The following is a 250-nucleotide window of genomic DNA, read 5'->3' on the forward strand; positions in this document are numbered from 1 at the left end:
TACAGCTTTATCGGAGATAGACAGCCGTATCAATGGATTAGAAGCAGGTGCAGATGATTACCTCGCTAAACCGTTTGATCCGCGTGAACTTTTACTTCGTATCAATGCCATTTTACGACGTGGTTTTCCACTCAACCAACCAAAAATCGAGCAAATAGTTTTTGGACCTTATATATTTTCAATTTCACGGCGCGAGCTCAAAAAAGGAGGAGAAGTTATTAAATTAACCGATAAAGAACAAAAAATGATG

At 38.4% G+C, this 250-nt stretch carries 1 pseudogene; it reads left to right on the plus strand.

Going from position 1 to position 250, the window contains the following annotated elements:
- A pseudogene (locus ACFIK8_RS12440) lies at nt 1-250 on the plus strand (DNA-binding response regulator); the annotation flags it as partial.

The organism is Bartonella sp. MR168JLCBS, assembly GCF_042194175.1.